This is a genomic window from Lacinutrix sp., from assembly GCF_029238095.1.
Classification (GTDB): domain Bacteria; phylum Bacteroidota; class Bacteroidia; order Flavobacteriales; family Flavobacteriaceae; genus Lacinutrix.
In genome coordinates, this window is record NZ_JAQWGS010000024.1 from 55,578 (window position 1) to 72,065 (window position 16,488).

The following is a 16,488-nucleotide window of genomic DNA, read 5'->3' on the forward strand; positions in this document are numbered from 1 at the left end:
ATGGATGAACAAGAAAAAAAAATATTATTAGTAGAAGACGATCCAAATTTTGGAACGGTTTTAAAAGATTATTTAATGATGAATGACTATGCAGTTGTTCATGCTAAAAATGGTATGGAAGGCTTCGAGAAGTTTAAAAAAGAGGATTATGATCTTTGTATTCTAGATGTTATGATGCCTTATAAAGATGGCTTTACACTTGCTAAAGAGATAAGAGAAAAAAATGCCGATGTGCCAATTATTTTCCTTACTGCAAAAGCAATGAAAGAAGATGTTTTAAAAGGATATAAAGTTGGAGCAGACGACTACCTAAATAAGCCTTTTGATAGTGAAGTGCTTTTAATGAAAATTAAAGCAATCATGACCAGAAAAGCAACAGAGACAGTAGCAGATAGCAAACAATTTGAGTTTAAAATTGGGAATTTCGATTTAAATTCTAAATTACGTTTCTTAACCTATAAAGATGGTGAAGCTGTAAAACTGTCTCCAAAAGAAAACGAATTATTACGTTTGTTAGCATTACACGAAAACGATTTAATGCCTAGAGAATTAGCATTAACAAAAATATGGAGAGATGATAACTACTTTACATCTAGAAGTATGGACGTTTATATAGCTAAATTACGTAAGTATTTAAAAGTTGATGATAAAGTAGAAATACTTAATATTCATGGAGAAGGTTTTAGATTAGTTGTAAATCAATAAAACCGACTATAAAATTTTAAAAAAGGCCTACATGTATAGTTATATGTAGGTTTTTTTATTCAATATTTTTTTAATAGATACTATCCAAAATTTTATTAGCGACAACTGGTCTGTAATGACTCTGCTCGTAAAAATTACTAATAGGTCTAGTTAATTCGTTATCACCAGAAAAATTGTATACTGAATTAGGTTTAAAAACACGTTTTAATAATTCTAATTGTTCTTTTTCTAAAGGAATTTGATCGTATAAAGGTGAAACTACTATTTTGTAGGATGTTTTATGTTTTTCTAAAATGGTTTCAATGGCTTTTAAAAGTTTAATTTCTTCGTTAGAAACTTCAGCCTTTTTATAATTGGTTATTGGTCTTTTATAAAATTTACTACTCATGTGTTTATATTAAGCTAAAGAATCTTCAGCAATTAATTTATCATAATCATAATAGATGTCATTACTAATAGGAGTATAGGTATCAGGATATTTATAACGCCTAATATGATTTTTCATATAAGACCTATACGTTTTAAAGAGCGAGTAATCAATATATGATATTACTAATCTAGGATTAAGAGATGCTTTTAAATTCAGCCAATAGAATTTTACAGCAGAGACATCATTAAACACAATTGGATTTATTTGATGATGCGTATCTCTTTTTTCTGTACCTATTAATGTGCTTCTATCAATAATAATTAAAGCATGCTCTAAATTAATATGCTGCGAATCCAGAAACTCTATTTTTTTATAAATACCATATAAATTTTCGGTATAGCCATCGTAATGAAAAACACTAGCATTTTCAGGTAAGTACTTTTTCCATGATTTTGCTTTAAAAGCTTGAGATCTTGAACTCCCAAAAATAAAAGCGTTATAGTTTTCAGAGGCATTGTTTTTTTAAAGATTTTTGTAGAAACTAAAGTTCTATTTAATGCTACAAGATTATCGTTATCATAATAATTATCATAAGACTTAAAAACTTTTAGAATGTCTAAATTAAAGCCTATAATTAATAGAATAAAAAATGGTGTACAGAATAAAGCTAGTTTTTTTAAGAATTTTTTCATGACTTAAAATTGAAAATAAATAAAACTCTGTGAATTACCAGATTCCATTAATATTAATATAGTTATAGCATAATAAAAAAGATATCTTATGTACCATTTTATAGAAAGATGTTCAATAGCATATTGGTTGTTTCTTCCTAACCATTCTATCACAATAAAAAAGAGAAACGTAAAAAATAAATATTTTGGTCTAATTTCTGGAATAGTAAATAGAGATAGACTTAAAACACCATTTAAATACTCTAAAGCTTGAGTAATGGTATCTGCTCTAAAAAACACCCAAGCTAAAGTTACTAAAGTAAATGTAAAAAGCGTTTTAACTATATTAAGACCTAAGGCTTTATATTTATTGTTTTTTATTGCTGTTTTTTTATTCGAAAAATAATATGGAATAAAAAATATAGCATGAACAATTCCCCAAATAATGAACGTCCAGTTTGCACCATGCCAGAAGCCACTAACTACAAATACAATAAATATATTTCTTAAGGTAATTAGCTTGCTTTTTCTGTTTCCTCCTAAAGGAATATAAAGGTAATCTCGAAACCAAGTAGTTAATGAAATATGCCATCGAGACCAAAAGACTTTTATGTTTTTTGAAAAATAAGGAAACGCGAAATTTTGTTTTAAATTAAAACCAAATAGTCTAGCTGTACCAATTACTATATCTGAATAGCCAGAAAAATCACCATAAATTTGGAAAGAAAATAAAATAGCTCCAAGAAACAAGGTGCTTCCAGAATAATCATCTGCATTATTAAATATAACATCTACATATTTTGCACATTGATCTGCGATCACTACTTTTTTAAATAATCCCAAAGTATTTGGCGTAAACCATCTCTTCCATTAGTAAAAGTAAATTGTTTTTTAGTAGAAAATTGAGGTAATAAATGTGCTGCTCTTTCTATAGGTCCAGCAACAAGTTGCGGAAAAAAAAGCTTACAAATGCAGCAAAGTTTATTAAGTTATTTGTTGGCTCTATTTTTTTTCTGTATACATCTATGGTATAACTTAATGTTTGAAAGGTGTAAAAACTAATACCAACTGGAAGTATTATATTTAATGAATTTACAGAAATAGTTTGTCCAAAAAAGCTAAACGCTGTGGTAAAGCTATCTATAAAAAAGTTGTAATATTTAAAAAAGCAAAGCAATCCTAAATTTAAGAGAATACTAGAGTAGAGTAGTTGTTTTCTGTGGTTTTGAGCATTAGTTTTAGATAACGCTTTTCCTATAAAATAATCGGCAAGTGTGCTTATTAAAATTAAACTTAAAAAGCGCCAATCCCAAAAACTATAAAATACATAACTAGATATGAGTAATACTATGTTTTGAGATTTAAGCTTGTTTTTAAAAACAAACCAATAGAGTATAAATACTATGGGTAAAAACAAAGCAAAATCTAATGAATTAAATTACATAGTAATTTAAGTTTGTTAAAGTTATGCTCAATAATTAATTGGTTTCATGCTTTTTTAGTTCTAAAGCAATAGTCTTTTTTATAGTTTCAATATTTGTGTTATAATCGAACCACAAGGTGTCTTTATTGCGTTTAAACCAGGTAAGTTGGCGCTTTGCAAACCTGCGTGAATTCTTTTTTATTTCTTCAATAGCAAAATCAAGAGTCCATTGTTTGTTTAAATAATTAAATAACTCTTTATAGCCAACAGTGTTTAAGGCATTAAGATGTTGTTGCTCTATAAGCGTTTTTACTTCTTCAAGTTGTCCTTTGGCCATCATTATATCTACACGCTTATTAATACGGTTATATATTATGTCTCTATCTGCAGTTAAGCCTATAGTTACAGTTTTAAAGTTGCGTTTGTTTTTGTTTTTATTTAAAAATGAAGAATAAGGTTTATTGCTTCCAATACAAATTTCTAAAGCACGTATTACACGCTGTGGATTATCGATTGCAATAGTGTTATAAGACGTGATATCTAGTGTTTTAAGCTGAAGCTGAAGCGCTTCTAGTCCGTTATCAACTAATTCTTTATTTAAGCGCTGTCTGATGCTTTTATCAACTTCAGGAAAATAATCTAATCCTTTTGTTACCGCATCTACATACAATCCAGATCCACCAACCATAATAACCACTTCATGATTTTTAAATAAAGTATTTAATGTTGCAATGGCCTCTTTTTCGAAAGCACCAACGTTATAGTTGTCTTTAATAGATTTATGATGAACAAAATGATGTTTAGCTTGAGATAGCTCATCTAGAGTAGGAGCAGCAGTGCCAATTTGCATTTCTTTGTAAAACTGTCTAGAATCTGCAGAGAGTATTTCGGTTTTAAAATGTTGAGCAAGTTTTATACTTAAACTTGTTTTTCCTATTGCTGTTGGTCCAACAATAGCGATAAGATATTTGTTTTTAAAACTCAAAGTATTGATTTAATCAATGTGTAAATTGTGCCCACAATTATAGCAATATTCGGCTTCATCTTTGTGTCTAGTAGCTAAACAGTTTCTACACGATTGTGAGTTAAGATGTATTTTTTCTGGCTCAGCATTATTGTTCTTTTCTTCGTTATTTACTTTTCTGGTAAATTCTGCCGAAACTATACCTGTTGGAACTGCAATTATACCATAACCCATAATCATGATAATAGTTGCAATAAACTGGCCTAATGGTGTTTCTGGCGCAATATCTCCAAAGCCAACTGTAGTTAATGTTACAATACACCAATACACGCTTTTTGGTATGTTTGTAAAACCATGTTCTTCACCTTCTACTAAATACATTAAGGTTCCAAAAATTATGGATGCAATAATTACAGCAAATAAGAACACAGATATTTTTGCACGACTTGCCTTTATTGCAGAAGCTAACTGGTTTGAAGCACCTAAATACCTAGCTAATTTTAAAACTCTAAAAATTCTTAGTAAACGTAATGCTCTTAAAGCAACAAGCGCGTGGCCACCAACAAAAAAGAATGACAAATACATTGGGATTGTAGACAGAAAATCTATAACACCATAGAAGCTAAAAATATATTTTGTTGGTTTTTTTACTGTTATTACTCTTGCAATGTATTCTATAGAAAAAAGGATGGTAACAGTCCATTCTCCAATATATAATGCATTGTGGTATTTAGAATCTATCCAACTTACACTTTCTAGCATTACTAACGCTATACTAGCGAGTATAAATATAAGTAACACAACATCAAAAATTTTTCCAGCAGGAGTATCTGCTTCATAGATAATCTCATAGAGTTTATCTTTCCAATTTTGTTTTTTTAAAGTGTTCATATTTCAAAAATACTAAATTATAACGACCTATTTTTTCTTTAAAATAATAAGTGAGTTTTTTTGTAAATCTATAATAGTACTAAAATACGCTTTTAAATAAGGATAATAATTTTGGTTATAAATTGCGTCTTTAAAATTAAATTTAAAATAGATAATAATTTCAGAATCGCTTTGGCTTACATTCATTAACAATGTTCCTGTGCCATTTGGTAATTGATGCTTTTTTATTTCTGGGAGTTCTGTTACTTCATAGATATTAGCATCGTAAGCTAACTTATAAATGTAAGTGTAAGAATCCTTATAACCAAAATCTATAGGATAAGTGCGTTCTTGAAGTTTTAATGGGTTGTCGTCGAAAAAAGTAGTAATAAACGGATTTACATAAATAGAGCTACCAATAACTTCAGAGTCGATTTCAAATTCTATTGTCTCCAAAAATTCGCTGCTATTTTTTTGTGTGGTATTTACATCATGATTTAAAACAGTAAATGTTGTGTTATTATTTTGGTAATCTGTAATGTAACCAGACTTGTTTTTAAAATAGACTTCTTTTAAATCGTTAGACTGGTAGCCTGTAGTTTTGTGCTCTAAATTACCTTTAACTATGTCATCTTCAATTTTAGTTTCTACAATGTAACTTGCAGCTGCATTTTCTTCAACTTTAATATCTACCCAATAACTGCCTTCCTTTAAATCGAGAAGTCTTCCGTATTGGTTTAAACATCGATATGGCAGTTGCCCAAAAGATAAATAGGGACTTGTGGCATCTAGAAAATATTCTTTTCCATCAATTGTTGATTGAAGTATAATGTAATTAAATTCTGAAATTACCGGAAATATTTTTGTGGGTAATCCATTACCTCTTGTAGACATTAATACAGGAAGGACTTGAATGTTATTTTCATTTAATAAATTAAATAATAGTAAGTTAATTTCTGAAGATCGTCCTACTTTATTTTTTACCAATTTTTTTAAATCTACCTCACCAAATATGTTGTTTTCACCATTCCACTTATAATTATTCTGCACATACTCTAAAATTACTTGTGCTTTTTTAAGTTGGTCTTTTTCTTTGGTTATTTCTGTAGAGAGTAAATCCTTAACTAAAGAGCCTTTATTTAATTGTCTACCTATACTTTTTTCGGTTTTAAACTCTTTATCAACTGTTTTCCAAGATTTAGTAATATTGTCTACTCCACCATCAAAACCTTTATACACTTTGAGCTCGTATTCTACTTTAGAAATGTAGTTTTCTCTTGTAGTCATATACCTTTCGTCTATAAATGCAGGAATGTCTTTCATAACGTAAACCGACTTAAAACAGTCTGATTTTGCACCTGTAGATGTACTTAAACAGTCATGCTCTATATCTGAAGTATTTACAGAAAGTGGTATTTCTCCAACAAGTTTAATGTTATACTCGTAATTAGCAGGAATACTTGCATGATATTCGCTGTAAAGTGTTGGTATATCTGATTGAAAATACCAAGACTTATAATTAAACATAAAAGGTGTGTCTAAAGTATAGCTGTATTTAATAACAGAACCTTCTTTTATGTCAGGCATTGTAAACTTAACTAAAGTATAGTTATTGTTATAATTTTCGGTAAAAACCTGGCTTTTATCTAGTTTCTGTATATCTACAGTACCATTAGCATTCATATTAGATGTTGTGCCTACTATATCTGTAATCTTTTCTTTTCTATCACTATTGTTATATAACAAAACAGAAATATCTGCTTTACTAAAACCATCTCTGTTTAAAATTTTGATTTTACGTTTTATTTCGGTTTTTAATCTAAAATCATCTGGGTCTACATAAGAGTTTCCATACTCGTAAATTACTAAAGCATTTGCTGTAGAGTCTTTACTATATGTATTAATGGTTAAATCATCGTTAGTTACGTTGTAACCAGAAGCATTAAATTTTGCCTGAGAAAAACTAATAAATGTAATTAGTAAAAAGGTTAGTGTGGTTGCGATTTTTTTCATTTAAAATTTAAGAATTTTAAGGCGTTTGTTTTTGCGTAAATAGCTTTGTATTATATGCTGTGTATGTCTATTATTTTCCATAGGAGTTATAATAGATTTTAATATTTTAATATTATTTAATTGGTAGTTTAAGTCGAAAAAGCCATAGCCAGCAAACACACCATTTTCTATTAAAATGGCACTACGTTCTTCAATTTCACGACCTCTATCTATTACAATCATGTTTTGGTTTTTATAGCTGTATTTTTCTATAAAATCGGTTACTCTTTTATTGTAAAGTGTTGTATTTTCTTCGTTAACACAGGCGCCTTCACATTCTTTTAATTCATATTTAAAACAACTGTTAAGGGTTTTTTCTAAACCTGAAAGTTTTAAACATAAAGTATACGTTTCTGCTGCGCGATGTAAAAAATCTTTAGCACTTTGTCTATTGGTAAAAGTAGTAATGGCTTTTTTACGACCATCTGAAATATCTATGGTTAAGTTTATATAACCGTTGGTGTCTGTAGTGCTATATAAAGCATGAGAAAATAATGTTTTTCTTAACGCACGATTAAAAATAGGTTTGTTTTGTTTTATCTCGTGGCTTTCTTTTAATAAAGCAATGAGTTCGCTTCCTGTGGCTTCAAAAGTTACTGTGGCTACGTGTAATTGAATTTTTTTAGATTTTCTATCTGTTCCAGTAAAATGCTGGTTAATTCGTTTTTTAATATTTTTACTTTTTCCTATGTAAATAATTTTACCTTCTTTATTGTGTATGTAATACACTCCAGTAACCGATGGCATATTTGCAATAATTTCAATTAGTTTTGGCTCTAATTGTAATTTTGGTTCTTTGCGTAAAAATTTTTGAATAATGGTTTTTTCTACATCTTTATTTAATAACAATTTAAAGAGTTTTACAGTTGCCAGTGCATCTCCAGAGGCACGATGTCTGTCTGTAACAGGAATACCTAAAGAGCGTACTAATTTCCCAAGACTGTAGGATGGTAAATCTGGAATCAACGTTTTTGCTAACTCCACGGTACATAATGTTTCCCGATCAAAATCGAAACCTAAGCGTTTAAATTCTGTCGTTAATATTCTATTATCAAATTTGGCATTGTGTGCTACAAGTATGCAGCCTTCAGTAATTTCTACTACACGTTTAGCAACCTCGAAGAATTTAGGAGCATTACGTAGCATTTTACTATTTATACCAGTTAGGTTTACAACAAATGGTTGGATATCTCTTTCCGGATTTACTAAGCTAATAAATTGGTCTACAACTTCATGACCATCAAATTTATAAATAGCAATCTCTGTTATGCCTTCTTCATTATACTTACCACCAGTGGTTTCTATGTCTAATATTGCGTAAATAAATATAAAGTTAAAAGTTAATAGTTAAAAACTAAAAGTTACTTACTCTAAGATTTCATTGTGTTAATTGTAGAAACTAACATTTTTATTAATTCCTTATTAGCAAAAATAAGTGTTTTACTAGTTTCTGAATCTAAATAATTTGAGTCTTTTAATAAAGATATCCAATATTCTGTTTCGTTAGCTTCTTTAAGAGCAATGCTCATTTTACTTATAAATTCTTTATTTGATTGAGCAAACTCTGCTTCTCTAATATTAGCACCAATAGAAGTGCCACTTCTTAGTAGTTGTCTTGATAAAGTATATTCTTTATGCTTAGAAGAAATAGATTTATACACTGAAATAATTTTTAAAGCAAAATCATAACTTTTAGTTTTTAAAATTGATTCTTTCATGAGTATAATTATTAACTTTTAGTTTTTAACTATTAGTTACGATAGCCAAAGATACTACTTCCTACACGAACCATTGTACTACCACAAGCAATTGCTAATTGGTAATCTCCACTCATTCCCATACTAATAGTTTGTAGTTTACAATTTTCTGTTTTTAGTGTTATTAAAGTATCGAAAGTAGCTTTTAAAAGTTTGAATTCTTTTTCAATTTGTTCAGTATTATCGGTAAACGTTGCCATTCCCATAACGCCAGTTACTTTTATGTTTTTTAATGCTGAAAAGTCCTGAGATAGTAATATGTTTTTAGCTTCTTCAGGACGCATTCCAAATTTAGACTCTTCTTCAGCAATTTTAATTTGAAGCAAACAGTCTATAACTCTGTTGTGTTTTAATGCTTGCTTATTTATTTCTTTAAGTAATTTAAAACTCTCCACACCATGAATTAAGCCTACAAAAGGTGCCATGTATTTTACCTTGTTGCGTTGTACATGTCCAATCATGTGCCACTCAATATCCTTTGGCATTTGCTCGTGCTTTCCTGCCATTTCTTGGATTTTATTTTCTCCAAAAATGCGTTGTCCAGCATTATAGGCTTCCATTAAATCGCTCACTGGTTTAGTTTTAGAAACTGCAACTAGTGTTACATGTTCTGGGAGTGTGTTTTTTATGTTGTTTAGGTTTTGTTTTATGCTCATTAATTAAATCTATTGTTATTTATTTTAAATAGTCCTCAATCATTTCTAAAAAAATGAAATGGATTAAATATTTTTTTCATGTTTCACATCTCTCTAAATTTAGACTCTTCTACTCCATCAATTTTTGGAATACAGAGAACGACTACTAATGACTAACTACTTAAAACGCCTGTTATTTAAAACTCATAAATAGTGACACCACTTCTTAATTTAGGCTCAATGTATGTGCTTTTAGGTGGCATTTTAAGTCCATCGTCTGCAATGTGTTTCATTTGTTCTATTGTAGCAGGAACCATACCAAAACCAACTGTAAACTCTCCATTATCTATTTTGCTTTTAAGATTTATGATGTCTTTTTTTCCACTTAGGTAATCTATGCGTTTATCGCTTCGTAAATCTGTAATTCCTAAAATAGGTTTTAAAATGGTTTGATAGAGTAGTTGTGCATCGAGTTCCTCTAAAGAGGTTTTAAACTTATAATTTGTTTTACGTAAATACATAGAATAAAATTCGCCATCTAAATACATACTAAAATGATGCACTTTCGATGGTTTGTATGGCATAATTCCTCTATTTTCTATGCGATATAAAGTATCTAATTGTATTAAAAATTCTTCTTTGGTTAAACCGTTTAAGTCTTTAACTAATCGGTTAAATTCATGTATGCGTAATTCAGACTCAGGGATTAGAAAACTCATAAAAAAATTATAAGTTTCATCTCCTTTATGCCTTTTATTTTCAGCTTTTAAATCTTTACAAAGTAAAAGTGAGGAAGATGATCTGTGATGACCATCTGCAATATAAAGCGTTTCCATTGCTTCAAAAGCCTCTGTAATAGTATTTATATGTGCTTCGCTATCTATTTGCCAAAGGTAATGCGTATCGCGATAGGTTGTTGTGAATTCGAATTCTGCACGTTGTTCTTGTATTTCTGCCATAATAGATGAAATGGCTTTACTATCAGGATAGGTGAGGAGCACAGGTTCTGCATTAAAACCTACCTTTTTTAAGTAGTCTTTAAAAACAATTTCTCTGCTGGCAATGGTATCTTCATGTTTTTTTATAACATCGTTTTGGTAATCTTCAACACTTGCAGCAGCTACAATGCCATTAAAAGTTTGTTGGTCGCGATCTACAATTTTATAAATGTAAAACGAAGGCTTTTTATCTTGAACAAATACACCATCTTCTTTAAATTCTGAATAGCGATTTTTAACCAACTGATAGCGTCCTGCTCCAGAAATTTCCTTGTCATATTTATAACCAGGATTGACAATGTGTAAAAATGAAAACGGATTGTAATCTAAACGTGCTTCGCGTTCTGCTTGCGTATAACTTTGGTAGGAACGTGAGGCTACAAGGCTAACTTTGTCTCGTGTTGGTTTTACTGCGCGAAAAGGTTTTATTACTGCCATGTATTTAGTTTTCAGTTTTAGTTTAGGAGTAGAACTATGTAAAACAGATTCTGCTACAGTAAACTACGACTAGGATTATTTACTTCAAAAACTGCTTCGCAACATGTTCTGCTTTTCTGCTTTCAGAATAATTATAAAATCCTTCACCAGATTTCACACCTAGTTTTCCTGCGCGAACCATGTTTACTAATAGAGGACAAGGTGCATACTTTGGGTTTTTAAAGCCGTCGTACATAACGTTTAAAATAGACAAACATACGTCAAGGCCAATAAAATCTGCTAATTGTAATGGACCCATTGGATGTGCCATACCAAGTTTCATAACGGTATCAATCTCTTCAACTCCTGCAACACCATTGTATAATGTTTCAATAGATTCGTTAAGCATTGGCATTAAAATTCTATTGGCTACAAATCCAGGATAATCGTTAACTTCTGTAGGTATTTTGCCTAAGGTTTTAGATAACTCCATAATGGTATTGGTCACTTCATCGCTAGTATTATAACCACGTATAATCTCTACCAGTTTCATAATTGGTACAGGATTCATAAAATGCATTCCAATTACCATTTCTGGACGAGAAGTAACAGCACCAATTTGTGTTATAGAAATAGAAGAGGTATTTGTTGCCAAAATAGTATCATCTGGACAAGCTTCGTCTAATTGTTTGAAAATTTTTAATTTTAAATCGATGTTTTCTGTTGCAGCTTCTACAACTAAACTTGCATATTCTACACCTTCTGTTATGCTTGTATATGTTGTTATGTTGCTTAAGGTTTCTGCTTTATCTGCTTCTGTAATTTTTTCTTTAGCGACCATTCTATCTAAATTCTTAGAAATAGTTGCTATTCCTTTTTTTAAAGAGGCTTCACTAATGTCTATTAATTGTACTTTAAAACCTGATTGTGCAAAGGTGTGAGCGATACCATTTCCCATAGTTCCTGCTCCAATTACTGCTACGTTTTTCATAAATTATTTATTTTTTTATTTCCGCAAAGGCGTTAATATATCTTATTTTATGGTCTTACAATGCTTTGAGATTTTCATTCGAGTAAGACTGAAAAGTGATGACTGCTTGCTTACCGCTTACTAAATTTTAAAACTGATCAATTATCATTGTTGCTACACGCAAGGCTTCTGTACCATCGTGTAAGGTTACTATTGGTTTTGTATTGGTATTAATAGCATCTGCAAAAGTTTCAAGCTCATCTAAAATAGCGTTATTGTTAGCTACTTCAGGATTATCAAAATAAATTTGCTTTTTTATACCTTCTGCGTTTTGAAGAATCATATCGAAATCTCCTGGTATTTCTGGAGCGTCTTTCATTTTTACAACTTCACATTTCTTTTCTAAAAAATCTACAGAAATGTAGGCGTCTTTTTGAAAAAACCTTGTTTTACGCATATTTTTTAATGAAATTCTACTTGCTGTTAAGTTTGCAACACAGCCGTTTACAAATTCTATTCTTGCGTTCGCAATGTCTGGTGTATCACTAATAACAGAGACTCCACTTGCAGACACACTTTTAACTTTAGATTGTACTACGCTTAAAATAACATCAATATCATGAATCATTAAATCTAAAACCACAGGAACGTCTGTTCCTCTTGGATTAAATTCTGCAAGACGATGTGCCTCAATAAACATTGGGTTGTTTAATTGGTGTTTTATGGCTTTAAAAGCAGGATTAAAACGTTCTACATGTCCAACTTGACCTTTAACACCATGTTCTGCTACCAAAGTTCTTAACGTTTCGGCTTCTTCAACTGTATTGGTTATAGGTTTTTCTATAAAAATGTGCTTGCCTTTTGCAATGGCTTGCCTGGCACAATCGTAGTGAGAGAGTGTTGGTGTAACAATATCTACCATATCTACTGCGTCTATTAAAGCTTCAATAGAATTAAAGTATTTGTAACCAAATTCTGCTTCTACTTTTTTACCATTTTCTTCACTAGAATCATAAAAACCTATAAGGTTATATTTTTCAGACTGATTTAGTAATCTTAAATGAATTTTTCCAAGGTGTCCAGCACCTAAAACTCCAGCGTTTAGCATTCTTTTTACGTTTTTTTCAAAAATAAGATTTTTAATTTTTTAATTTACGTTCTTATTCATCTTTTTACCAATTTCGTTTTTTTTGTTTATTTTAAAGTTATGCCAAGTTTTTCGGCGACTTTAAGTGTCAAATCATATAAAGGATCAATGTAGGCTAATTCGTTTCCATCTAGCGTAAAAATTTGAGTGTATTTTTCTTGTTTTGCAATTTCAGAAACTGCTTGGCCAACCTTACTAAAAAGTGGTCGCATGAGCTCTTCTTGTTTTAATTGAACTAGTTCAGCGGCATTTTGTCTAAATTTCTGAATATCAGTTTCTAAATTAAAAATGTCTTGCTGCTTTTTCTTTCTAGCTTCATCATCCATTGTAGCAAAAACTTTATTAGCTGCCTCAACTTCTTTTTCGTAGGCTTCTAATTTTAATTTTAAATCATTCTGTAATTGTTTTTCATAGTCTTCAATTCCAGTTTTTACTTTTCCAATTTCAGGTAATTTAGTAACTATAACGTTAATATTAACTGTACCTACCTTTGTTTGAGCTGTTACTGTATATGAGCTAAAAAGGATTACTAATGAGTAAAATAAGTATTTAATTTTCATAATTTTTATTGTTTTATTTTTTTAAAGTTGAAACTATTTTCAGTTTTAGTTAAAGCAATGTTTATGCCATTAACACAAAACTTAAAAAGGTGTTAATTGGTTTCTTAAACATTTTTTCAAAAATAGGTGTTTTGTACTAGAAATAATAATATAAATGGGAGGTTTCAATTAGAAGATTTTAGTATTTTTATGGCATTAAACTTTGCTTAATTTTGCACGATACATATAAACATAAAGGCTTAAGACAACAACTAGTTACTTTACTTAAAAACAAAGGTATTACAAACGATGCCGTTTTAAATGCCATAGGAAAAATACCAAGGCATTTGTTTATGGATTCTGGTTTTTTAGATCACGCGTATCAAGACAAAGCATTTCCTATTGCTGCAGACCAAACCATTTCTCAACCCTATACTGTTGCTTTTCAAACGGAATTAATGGAGGTTAATAGAGGCGATAAAGTTCTAGAAATTGGAACTGGAAGTGGTTACCAAACTGCAGTATTATGTGAATTAGGAGCAAAAATTTACACCATTGAAAGGCAGCAGGAATTGTTTAAAATAACTAGTAAGTTTTTGCCTAAATTAGGTTACAGAGCAAAGAAATTTATTTTTGGAGACGGTTATAAAGGCTGGGTTGAGCAAGCACCATATAAAAGTATTATTGTAACTGCTGGAGCACCTTTTGTTCCTAAGCCATTATTGGCACAATTAGAAATTGGTGGTCGTTTGGTAATTCCTGTTGGTGAAAACGTTCAAATAATGACGCTTTTTGTTAGAACAGGTTTGAAAGCATTTGAGAAAACCGAATTTGGTGAATTTAGATTTGTACCGCTTTTGGAGGATAAGAATTAAAATTATTATGAAATCTTTTTACTATTTGTTTCTGTTTTTTAGTTGTTATAGCTTTTCTCAAAGTTATATAGAATACCATACAGGAAATACAGCAGATTTAACTGTAACACCAAGTTCTGGAGTTTGTTTAATGGGTGGAGCCAGCGAAAGCGATGAAGCTATGGTTTGGTTTTTAAATAAAGCAAATGGAGGAGATGTTGTGGTTTTAAGAGCTTCTGGAAGCGATGGTTATAACAATTATTTTTATACAGATTTAGGAGTCACAATAAATTCTGTGCGCACTTTTGTAATTAATACAGAAGCTGGTGCTACAAACGCTTATGTTTTAGATAAAATAGAAAAGGCCGAAGCCATTTGGTTTGCTGGTGGAGACCAATACGATTACGTTAGCTTTTTTAAAGACAATGCAGTAGAAGCTGCATTAAATAATTTTATTAATGTAAAACAAGGCGTTATTGGTGGGACAAGTGCTGGTATGGCTATTTTGGGTAGCTCATATTTTGATGCAGAGAATGGTACAGTTACTAACGCACAAGCATTAAGTAATCCTTATCATAATAGAGTGTCTTTAGGTTATAACGATTTTTTAAATGTTCCTTTTCTAGAAAATGTAATTACAGATACGCATTACGATGATCCAGATAGACGATCCAGACATACTGTTTTTTTAGCACGTTTTGCAACAGATAACAACGCACGTTCTTTTGGGATTGCGTGTAACGAATATACAGCTGTTTGTATAGGTAATGATGGTAAATCCTATGTGTATGGTGATTACCCAAATTACGAAGAGCATGCTTTTTTTCTACAAACCAATTGCAATTTAGCAGACTATTTACCTGAGAATTGTACAACTGGTAACCCTTTACATTGGAATAAAAGCGGTGAAGCTGTTAAAGTGTATAAAGTACCAGGAATGACCACTGGCGAAAACTATTTTGATTTAAGCGATTGGACTTCAGGAAGTGGAGGAAGTTGGCAAAATTGGTATGTAAATAATGGAAGTTTTACAACGAGCGCTTCTGTTAATCTAGATTGTAGCGCTCTTTCTGTTTTTGAAAACGAACTAGAAACCATAAAACTATTTCCAAATCCTTTTAATAATACAATTACTATTGCACAAAACAAACCAATTATAAAAATTGAATGTTTTGATACTTTAGGAAGAATTATACCATTAAACTCTAATGAAGAAACTATAAATACCAATGCATTAGCATCAGGTATTTATTTCTTTAAAGTTTCTAAAGAAAAGTCTTTTAGGATTTTTAAAATGGTAAAAGAGTAGTGCGTTTTTATACGTTTCGTTTATAGGTTTTGCATAAGATTAGTTGCGTGGTTAATTAACGAAGTTAGCAAATAATCACAGATAGAAAGTCCGTGAGGACTTTGGTAATTATACTGTTACTAGCAATTAATTTTATATTGGTATAGTTTTTATGGTTTTTTTAGTTTTTAAAAAAAGAATAAAAATATATTGTTTATCAATAAATATTTATTAATATTGCGTAATAATATTTAATTAAACAACATCTCATGGAATTTAAAATCATAACTAATCAAATTTTGAAAGTGTTACAATTTCTTTCTTGGATTATTTTTATTGGTCTTTGTATTGAAGCTGGTGCAATTGCTATAAATACTTTTATTTCGCTCTTTATTAGTCCTAATGGCATAAATTACTTTTGGGAAGGTTCGGATTATCTATCAAGTCTTTATGATTATGATTATGGACATTTCTTAGCTATAACCTTGACGATGACTATTGTCGCTGTATTAAAGGCGGTTATGTTTTATTTTATTCTAAAGCTCTTCTGGGATAAGAAACTAAATATATTCAAACCTTTCAGTTTGGATTTAAGACGTTTCATATTAAACTTATCCTATTTTGCTTTAGTCATTGGTTTATTTTCCTATTCTGGTTTTAAATATTCTTTATGGCTAACTAAACAAGGTTTTGAAAAAGCCGATATACAAATATTGCATATAGCAGGTGCGGATGTTTGGCTTTTTATGGCTGTTATTCTTTTTGTAATTGTTCAGATTGTAAAAAGAGGTATAGAAATACAGAACGAAAACGAATTAACCATTTAGA

18 protein-coding genes are annotated in these 16,488 nt (G+C 30.2%); 4 read left to right on the forward strand and 14 right to left on the reverse strand.

All coding sequences use genetic code 11. The annotated features are described in order from the left end of the window. Window positions 1-705 (forward strand): response regulator transcription factor, encoded by a 705-nt coding sequence (locus P8H50_RS06810; protein WP_300206975.1) that lies wholly within the window; start codon window positions 1-3, stop codon window positions 703-705. 70 nt (window positions 706-775) lie between these two features. Here P8H50_RS06810 and P8H50_RS06815 read toward each other — a convergent pair whose 3' ends face one another. The 14 genes from P8H50_RS06815 to P8H50_RS06875 all read right to left on the reverse strand — a co-directional run bounded on the left by P8H50_RS06815 (window position 776) and on the right by P8H50_RS06875 (window position 13,539). Then, on the reverse strand, window positions 776-1,093 hold the full coding sequence (locus tag P8H50_RS06815; protein ID WP_300206977.1) for a hypothetical protein: 318 nt from the start codon (window positions 1,091-1,093) through the stop codon (window positions 776-778). Between the two features lie 344 nt (window positions 1,094-1,437). Next, complete coding sequence (locus tag P8H50_RS06820; protein WP_300206980.1) at window positions 1,438-1,767, reverse strand: hypothetical protein; 330 nt, start codon at window positions 1,765-1,767, stop codon at window positions 1,438-1,440. Window positions 1,768-1,770: 3 nt separating this feature from the next. Further along, on the reverse strand, window positions 1,771-2,589 hold the full coding sequence (locus P8H50_RS11070; protein ID WP_366900966.1) for an MBOAT family O-acyltransferase: 819 nt from the start codon (window positions 2,587-2,589) through the stop codon (window positions 1,771-1,773). A gap of 85 nt (window positions 2,590-2,674) precedes the next feature. Then, the gene (locus tag P8H50_RS11075; RefSeq protein WP_366900967.1) at window positions 2,675-3,163 is read right to left on the reverse strand and encodes a hypothetical protein; all 489 of its coding nucleotides are present in this window, start codon (window positions 3,161-3,163) and stop codon (window positions 2,675-2,677) included. Window positions 3,164-3,224: 61 nt separating this feature from the next. Beyond that, window positions 3,225-4,154: a tRNA (adenosine(37)-N6)-dimethylallyltransferase MiaA gene (gene miaA / locus P8H50_RS06830; RefSeq protein ID WP_300206982.1), complete on the reverse strand. Its 930-nt coding sequence runs from the start codon at window positions 4,152-4,154 to the stop codon at window positions 3,225-3,227. 9 nt (window positions 4,155-4,163) lie between these two features. Then, entirely contained in the window at window positions 4,164-5,024 is an 861-nt protein-coding gene (locus P8H50_RS06835) for an ion transporter (RefSeq protein ID WP_300206984.1), read from the reverse strand. Between the two features lie 27 nt (window positions 5,025-5,051). Continuing rightward, window positions 5,052-7,016 carry a DUF3857 domain-containing protein gene (locus P8H50_RS06840; RefSeq protein WP_300206987.1) on the reverse strand — a complete coding sequence of 655 codons (1,965 nt, stop codon included), beginning with the start codon at window positions 7,014-7,016 and terminating at the stop codon, window positions 5,052-5,054. Beyond that, window positions 7,017-8,378, reverse strand: coding sequence for an exonuclease domain-containing protein (locus tag P8H50_RS06845; protein ID WP_300207175.1), 1,362 nt, complete (start codon window positions 8,376-8,378; stop codon window positions 7,017-7,019). A 47-nt stretch (window positions 8,379-8,425) separates the two neighbouring features. Beyond that, window positions 8,426-8,773: a four helix bundle protein gene (locus P8H50_RS06850; protein ID WP_300206989.1), complete on the reverse strand. Its 348-nt coding sequence runs from the start codon at window positions 8,771-8,773 to the stop codon at window positions 8,426-8,428. A 32-nt stretch (window positions 8,774-8,805) separates the two neighbouring features. After that, complete coding sequence (locus tag P8H50_RS06855) at window positions 8,806-9,468, reverse strand: YggS family pyridoxal phosphate-dependent enzyme (RefSeq protein ID WP_300206991.1); 663 nt, start codon at window positions 9,466-9,468, stop codon at window positions 8,806-8,808. Window positions 9,469-9,644: 176 nt separating this feature from the next. Beyond that, entirely contained in the window at window positions 9,645-10,883 is a 1,239-nt protein-coding gene (locus P8H50_RS06860) for a DUF1015 domain-containing protein (RefSeq protein WP_300206993.1), read from the reverse strand. A 79-nt stretch (window positions 10,884-10,962) separates the two neighbouring features. Beyond that, window positions 10,963-11,853, reverse strand: coding sequence for a 3-hydroxybutyryl-CoA dehydrogenase (locus P8H50_RS06865; RefSeq protein WP_300206996.1), 891 nt, complete (start codon window positions 11,851-11,853; stop codon window positions 10,963-10,965). 127 nt (window positions 11,854-11,980) lie between these two features. Beyond that, window positions 11,981-12,940: a Gfo/Idh/MocA family oxidoreductase gene (locus tag P8H50_RS06870; protein ID WP_300206998.1), complete on the reverse strand. Its 960-nt coding sequence runs from the start codon at window positions 12,938-12,940 to the stop codon at window positions 11,981-11,983. Between the two features lie 86 nt (window positions 12,941-13,026). Further along, entirely contained in the window at window positions 13,027-13,539 is a 513-nt protein-coding gene (locus P8H50_RS06875) for an OmpH family outer membrane protein (RefSeq protein WP_300207000.1), read from the reverse strand. 212 nt (window positions 13,540-13,751) lie between these two features. Between P8H50_RS06875 and P8H50_RS06880 the strand changes: the two genes are divergently transcribed. The 3 genes from P8H50_RS06880 to P8H50_RS06890 all read left to right on the forward strand — a co-directional run bounded on the left by P8H50_RS06880 (window position 13,752) and on the right by P8H50_RS06890 (window position 16,487). Further along, the gene (locus P8H50_RS06880) at window positions 13,752-14,393 is read left to right on the forward strand and encodes a protein-L-isoaspartate(D-aspartate) O-methyltransferase (protein WP_300207002.1); all 642 of its coding nucleotides are present in this window, start codon (window positions 13,752-13,754) and stop codon (window positions 14,391-14,393) included. A 7-nt stretch (window positions 14,394-14,400) separates the two neighbouring features. Beyond that, window positions 14,401-15,681 carry a T9SS type A sorting domain-containing protein gene (locus P8H50_RS06885; RefSeq protein ID WP_300207004.1) on the forward strand — a complete coding sequence of 427 codons (1,281 nt, stop codon included), beginning with the start codon at window positions 14,401-14,403 and terminating at the stop codon, window positions 15,679-15,681. 248 nt (window positions 15,682-15,929) lie between these two features. Next, on the forward strand, window positions 15,930-16,487 hold the full coding sequence (locus tag P8H50_RS06890) for a DUF2975 domain-containing protein (RefSeq protein WP_300207007.1): 558 nt from the start codon (window positions 15,930-15,932) through the stop codon (window positions 16,485-16,487). Window position 16,488 lies beyond the last annotated feature (1 nt).